The sequence below is a fragment of the Lysinibacillus sp. NPDC094177 genome, from assembly GCF_050279145.1.
GTDB lineage: Bacteria > Bacillota > Bacilli > Bacillales_A > Planococcaceae > Lysinibacillus.
In genome coordinates this window covers 20,971-27,333 of the sequence record NZ_JBNNTW010000011.1, presented here as the reverse complement: position 1 = coordinate 27,333, position 6,363 = coordinate 20,971, and the positions used below count along the sequence as shown (strand labels likewise).

The following is a 6,363-nucleotide window of genomic DNA, read 5'->3' as shown; positions in this document are numbered from 1 at the left end:
TACCGGTTAGCACGCTCAAGATCGCTTTGCTCCTTGAGCGTGCTACCAGATTTTATTTTTCGGCAACTACTCCGCTATATAATCCAGGTCTGCGGTCGTCATAAACAGGAATTCGGCCTCGTACTTCATCGACAATTGAAAAGTCCACGTCAATGATAGCTACTTCTTCGTCTTCCGCGCCAACCCAAAGCACTTCGCCCCACGGTTGAATAATCATTGATTGACCATTGAAGTTTTCTACCTTTCTAGAAATACGATTAACAGCGATCACAAAGCATTGGTTTTCAATGGCACGTGCTTGCAGCAATGTTTTCCAATGATCGATACGTGGTGTCGGCCATTGAGCTGGCACGAACAATACCTTTGCACCTGCTAAGGCGTGGGCACGTAACCATTCAGGGAAGCGAATATCATAGCAAATTACTCCGGCAGCCTCGATATCTCCAAGAGCAAAGCGATTCATTTCATCTCCAGCTTCTAAATATAAATGCTCGTCCATCAAACGGAAAAGATGTGCCTTATTGTATTCGCCTACTAACTCACCATTTCTATTAAACGTATACATCGTATTGTAAAATTTATCGCCCTTTTTCGTTGAAACAGAACCACCTACAATATGTACGCCAAGCTCTTTCGCTAGGTTTGATAAAAATGCTTTCGAACGTTCTCCATCCACATCTGCAAGCTCTGGTAATTTTTCAAGTGCGTAGCCTGTATTCCACATTTCTGGTAGCACAATAATTTCTGCACCTTGTTTTGCCGCTTCACGAATCTTATCCTCAGCGCGAGCAAAATTTTCTTCTACTTTGCCAAAGCCTACGTTTAATTGAATACAGCCAATCTTCATAGCTATTCCTCCTCTAGACAGTACTATTCTGTATTTATACTACAATAAATCAACCTTACTTCCATGGTTTTAGCTCAATATTTAGATTAACATTTCTCCACTTAATACTCGAACTGCCGAACCCGCGATTGCCACATCTTTTATTTTTGGTGTAACGTATAATAATCCACCACGTTTTGAAAGCTGTTTGCTAACGATGCTTTCTTTTGATAACTTTTCACACCAGTAAGGTCCTAACGCACCATGAGTGGAACCATTTACATGGTCTTCATCAATGCCTTGTGCTGGAGAAAAGAATCTTGAAACAATATCAATCCCCTCATCCTTAGAACGACTTGTAATACAAACACCACGTACAGGGAACTGATTCATCGCATGAAAATCAGCTTTGAAATCTGCAATATACTCTTCGTGACTTAGCTCCACGATATAATCCAATTCTGTTTTTCCCACATATGTTGGTTTCATACCAAGCCATTCTTCAAGCTCCAAAGGACATTCAATCTCTTCTAACTGGTACTTCTTAATTGTTATTTCAACCAGCTCATTAAACCAAATCGCTTGCAAAGGACCACTTAAAGTTTGGAATGTAATTGAAGAGTTGACGGGTACAATCCCTTGTTTCCAGAGTAAAAAAGCGCTAGCAATTGTCCCATGTCCACAAATCGGTATTTCCTTTGCTGGTGTAAACCATCTAAGAAAAAAATCATTATCCTTCTTTTGTACAAAAGCTGTTGTTGGTACAGGAATCTCCTGAGCAATTTTCTGCATCGTCGACTCAGGTATTACTGAATCAAGTAAACATACTGCTGCGGGATTTCCCATGTAAAGTTCTGTAGTAAAAGCATTGACGATAAAATATGAGACTTTGTTCATTTTTCCCACCCCCATATACGTATTTGGTCGCTTATAGTTACCTATAGTTTTTGAAAATGCTCTAGACAATTACTAAAAAAAGTAATATTATGTGCATCATATCTTTAATAATTATTATATTCTGAAAAAGGTGGACATGCATGGAATTCTCAAAAAAACTACAGCAACTCCCAACTCAATTTTTTGCAGCACTTGTGCAAAAAGTAAACGCTGCTCTAGCTGAAGGGCGTGATGTTATTAATCTCGGTCAAGGTAATCCTGACCAACCCACTCCTCCACACATTATTAAAGCATTACAGGGGGCAGCAGAAAATCCTCAAAATCATAAATACTCTCCATTTCGTGGCATAGCAGAATTACGCCAAGCAGCAGCAGACTTCTACAAACGTGAATACAATGTTAACATTGATCCTGAAACAGAAGTAGCTATTCTCGGTGGTACGAAAATTGGTCTTGTTGAGCTACCGTTGGCGGTTTTAAACCCTGGAGATACAATGTTACTACCTGATCCTGGATATCCAGATTACTTATCTGGTGTCGTATTAGGTGATGTTAATTTTGAAGTCATGCCACTTTTTGCAGAGAATAATTTCCTGCCTGATTATAATGCTTTATCCAATGAAGTAAAAGAAAAGGCAAAGCTTCTTTACTTGAATTACCCGAATAATCCAACCGGTGGTACTGCAACACTTGAATTTTTCGAAGAAACAGTACGCTTTGCAAAAGAGCACAATATTATCGTATCACATGATTTTGCCTACGGGGCGATTGGATTTGACGGCAATAGACCTATTAGCTTCCTGCAAGCTGACGGTGCAAAAGATGTCGGTATCGAAATGTATACATTATCCAAAACGTATAATATGGCAGGCTGGCGCATTGGTTTTGCAGTTGGTAACCCTGATATTGTTGCAGCCATTAACCTTATTCAAGATCATCTATTTTGTAGTCAATTTCCTGCAGTGCAACAAGCTGCGGCAGTTGCACTTACTGCTTCTCAATGTTGCGCTGATAAGCTAAGAGCGACTTATGAGCGTCGACGAAACGTCCTTATCGAAGAAGCTCAGCGAATTGGTTGGCAAGTAACAGCACCTAGAGGCTCTTTCTTTGCATGGCTCCCTGTCCCATTAGGTTTTACGAGTGAACAATTTGCTGATTTATTGCTCGACAAAGCTGATATCGCAGTAGCTGCAGGTAACGGCTTCGGTCAATATGGTGAAGGCTATGTGCGGGTTGGCTTACTTGTTAGCGAAGACCGCATACGTGAAGCAATCAGCAGAATTGAAAAATTAAACTTATTTAGCTCATGAGCGTTTCAATCCCCCTTCCTGAGCAAGAACCTATCGAAAAACTGTCCTATTAGCTCACACTTGCTACAGGGGACAGTTTTTTCATTTCACAATCTTTCTTGGTTGCTTCAGCCCCTCTTCTAGCGGATAAAATAGTGACCTGTTTCTTCAGCAAACTGTCGAATATGATAAATCCCTTGTACTTCTGCTAAAACGACATCGGCAGTGATAACAATATTCCCGCCTTACTTTAACAGACATTCCCATGCCTCTTTCGCAACTAAAATATTATAATAAAATAAAAAATTTAAAAAATTCAATTGACTAACTATATCCTATAATTTATATTAGTTCTATCGGATTTACAAAAAAATATTATAAATCTCTTATCAAGAGTAGCTGAGGGACTGGCCCTATGAAGCTCGGCAACCTCCTTTTTTAAGGAAGGTGCTAAATCCTGCAAACGATAGTCGTTTGAAAGATAAGAGAGGACGTTTTTTCATGAGCCTCTCTTAATTTTTTTAAGAGAGTTTTTTTTATCTTCATTTACATGAAGATAAAAGCCTCCGGCGGATGTCACGGATTTTGAAAGGAATGAATTGTGCTAGCACAATTCAAAATCCGGACGGCATTGTTTATCTGTAGCGAAAGCAAAGCGTCAGCTACAATTACGCCAAGGCGAAATTGTTTTTTTATACAAACCGATAAAACAACTTTGGAGGTATGTTTCATGAAAAAGAAAAACAAATTTTTATTAGGTTTAGCGAGTCTCACATTGGTAGCAGCGTTAGTAGGCTGTGGTACTAAAGAAGATAGTAAAAGTAAGGCTATTAATGAAAATAAAATTGTAGTGGGTGTAACTTCTGGTCCACACGAACAAATTGCAGAGGTTGCTGCAAAAGTTGCCAAAGAAAATGGCTTAGAGGTAGAACTAAAAACTTTCTCTGATTATGTTTTACCAAATACATCATTAGCCGAGGGTGATCTTGATGCAAACAGCTATCAACACAAGCCATTCCTCGATACATTTAACAAAGATCACAATACAGATTTAGTGCCAGTAGGAAAAACAATTTTGACTCCTATGGGCATATACTCTAAGAAATATAAATCATTCGATGAAATTCCTGATGGTGCAACATTCGGATTGCCAAATGATCCAACAAATGGAGCACGTGCACTATTTGTCCTTCAAGAGGCAGGCATTATTAAATTAAAAGGCGGAGCAGATTTAACAGCATCTATTCGTGATGTGGAAGAAAACAAAAAGAATTTGAAATTCATTGAATTAGAGGCTGCACAAATTCCAAAACAACTTAGTGAAGTAGATGTAGCAGCTATAAACACGAACTTCGCTCTTGATGCTGGCATTAATCCTAAAAAAGACTCCATTTTTTTAGAATCTACTAACTCTCCATATGTAAACTACATTGCGGTACGTGCTGAAAACAAGGATGACCCAACAATTAAAAAATTTGTTGAAGCTTATCAATCTGATGAAGTACGCAAATTTATTGAAGAGGAATTCAAAGGTTCTATTATTCCAAGCTGGTAAGTAACGATTAAGGTTCCTTCATATAATCAAGAATCTGCGAGACTCCTACAGGAAAGCTAGCAGATTCTTGCTTTATAGAAGGACTTAGAAAGGAGATATTCAGTATGATTCAATTAGAAAATATAACAAAAGAATTTAAAACTAAAAAAGGTATCGTCAAAGCAGTAGATGGTATTAACTTGCATGTCAAAAAAGGTGATATTCATGGGGTTATTGGCTACAGTGGTGCAGGAAAAAGTACCCTCATTCGCTGTGTCAATTTATTAGAGCGTCCAACAACAGGAAAAGTTTTGATCGATAATGTGGATATTAATGCCCTTTCTCTACACGACCTTCGCAAAACACGTCAAAAAATAGGGATGATCTTCCAACATTTTAATCTCTTAAAAACAGCGACCGTTTACAACAATATCTCGGTACCTTTAAAGCTTCTCGGCTATAACGACTCTGAAGTGAAAAACCGCGTTGCAAAATATGCAGAAATTGTTGGCCTAACAGAGAAATTAGATAGCTACCCTAACCAGCTTTCAGGTGGTCAAAAGCAACGTGTGGCTATTGCACGTGCCCTTGCCCAAGAGCCTGAGATTTTACTAAGTGATGAAGCGACAAGTGCACTAGATCCTGAAACAACTGACGCTATTCTTGAACTTCTGTTGAAAATTAATAGTGAGCTAGGTATCACTATTTTACTTATTACACATGAAATGAATGTTATTCAAAAAATTTGCGATGATGTTTCCGTTCTTGAATCAGGAGCGGTCGTAGAATATGGCTCTGCTATAGAACTATTTTCGAAGCCTCAGCACCCAACGACACGAAAGTTTTTAAACACTATTTCTCAACGCAATTTGTCTCCTTCTCTTATCGAGCAATTAAATCTTTCCGGAAGTGTGATTCGTTTAACATTCCTTGGAGAAAGTACAGGGAAACCATTACTTGCAGAAGTGAGCAAAGTTTATGATGTACAACCAAATATTTTAGCAGCCAATATCATTGAATTAAAAAACGGCATTGTCGGTAATATTGTAGTCCATCTACACGGTGAGGCACATATCGTAGAAAAAGCACTTAAGTATTTTACAGAAAACGGGGTAGGTGTTGAGGAGTTAGGAGGCGAATTAAATGAATAGCATTCAAAGCTTCTTTGCAGATTGGTCAGATGTTATTGGGAAATCTATTATTGAAACCTTCCAAATGGTCGGGATTTCATTATTCTTTTCTATTTTAATAGGGATCCCTTTAGGGCTTTTAATCGTTTTAACTCGCCAGGGACAATCATTTGAAAATAAATTTCTATATCAATTTTTCAATTTATTTATTAATATTATTCGCTCTGTACCGTTCATTATTTTACTATTTTTCATTTTACCGTTCACTAAGCTACTCGTTGGCACAACTATCGGTGTAAAAGGTGTTATTGTGCCGCTTGTTGTTTATACAGCGCCTTATATTGCACGACTTATGGAAACGGCACTTTTAGAAGTTGATCCAGGTGTTGTGGAAGCTTATACAGCAATGGGTATTAAACGTCATCATATTATTTGGAATGTATTACTACGTGAGGCTCGCCCATCCATCATTTTAGGTTTAACGATTGCCACAATCGGTCTTATAGGAGCAACTGCAATGGCAGGAATGGTTGGTGCTGGTGGTTTAGGTGATCTTGCATATCGCTACGGTCATTTACGTTATGAGGTCGATGTGATGTATGCGACAGTGTTTATCTTAATCATCCTAGTTCAGAGTATTCAATCAATAGGTAACCGCTTTGCTGCGAAACTAAAGAAAGATTAGTA

6 protein-coding genes and 1 riboswitch are annotated in these 6,363 nt (G+C 38.4%); of the genes, 4 read left to right on the top strand and 2 right to left on the bottom strand.

Features of this window, described 5'->3' with window-relative positions:
- Positions 1–52: 52 nt before the first annotated feature.
- Both ACQKNC_RS16930 and ACQKNC_RS16925 read right to left on the bottom strand, forming a co-directional pair.
- Positions 53–847: a carbon-nitrogen family hydrolase gene (locus tag ACQKNC_RS16930; RefSeq protein ID WP_427425929.1), complete on the bottom strand. Its 795-nt coding sequence runs from the start codon at positions 845–847 to the stop codon at positions 53–55.
- 81 nt (positions 848–928) lie between these two features.
- Complete coding sequence (locus tag ACQKNC_RS16925) at positions 929–1,723, bottom strand: PhzF family phenazine biosynthesis protein (RefSeq protein WP_427425928.1); 795 nt, start codon at positions 1,721–1,723, stop codon at positions 929–931.
- 140 nt (positions 1,724–1,863) lie between these two features.
- Here ACQKNC_RS16925 and ACQKNC_RS16920 point away from each other — a divergent pair, with 140 nt between their 5' ends.
- The 4 genes from ACQKNC_RS16920 (at position 1,864) to ACQKNC_RS16905 (ending at position 6,361) form a co-directional block, all read left to right on the top strand.
- Positions 1,864–3,033, top strand: coding sequence for a pyridoxal phosphate-dependent aminotransferase (locus tag ACQKNC_RS16920; RefSeq protein WP_427425927.1), 1,170 nt, complete (start codon positions 1,864–1,866; stop codon positions 3,031–3,033).
- 362 nt (positions 3,034–3,395) lie between these two features.
- Positions 3,396–3,500: riboswitch (SAM riboswitch) on the top strand.
- Positions 3,501–3,742: 242 nt separating this feature from the next.
- Positions 3,743–4,567: a MetQ/NlpA family ABC transporter substrate-binding protein gene (locus ACQKNC_RS16915; protein ID WP_427425926.1), complete on the top strand. Its 825-nt coding sequence runs from the start codon at positions 3,743–3,745 to the stop codon at positions 4,565–4,567.
- Between the two features lie 104 nt (positions 4,568–4,671).
- Positions 4,672–5,697, top strand: coding sequence for a methionine ABC transporter ATP-binding protein (locus tag ACQKNC_RS16910; RefSeq protein ID WP_427425925.1), 1,026 nt, complete (start codon positions 4,672–4,674; stop codon positions 5,695–5,697).
- Entirely contained in the window at positions 5,690–6,361 is a 672-nt protein-coding gene (locus ACQKNC_RS16905) for a methionine ABC transporter permease (RefSeq protein ID WP_427425924.1), read from the top strand. Before ACQKNC_RS16910 ends, ACQKNC_RS16905 begins: the two co-directional genes overlap by 8 nt.
- Positions 6,362–6,363: the final 2 nt, after the last annotated feature.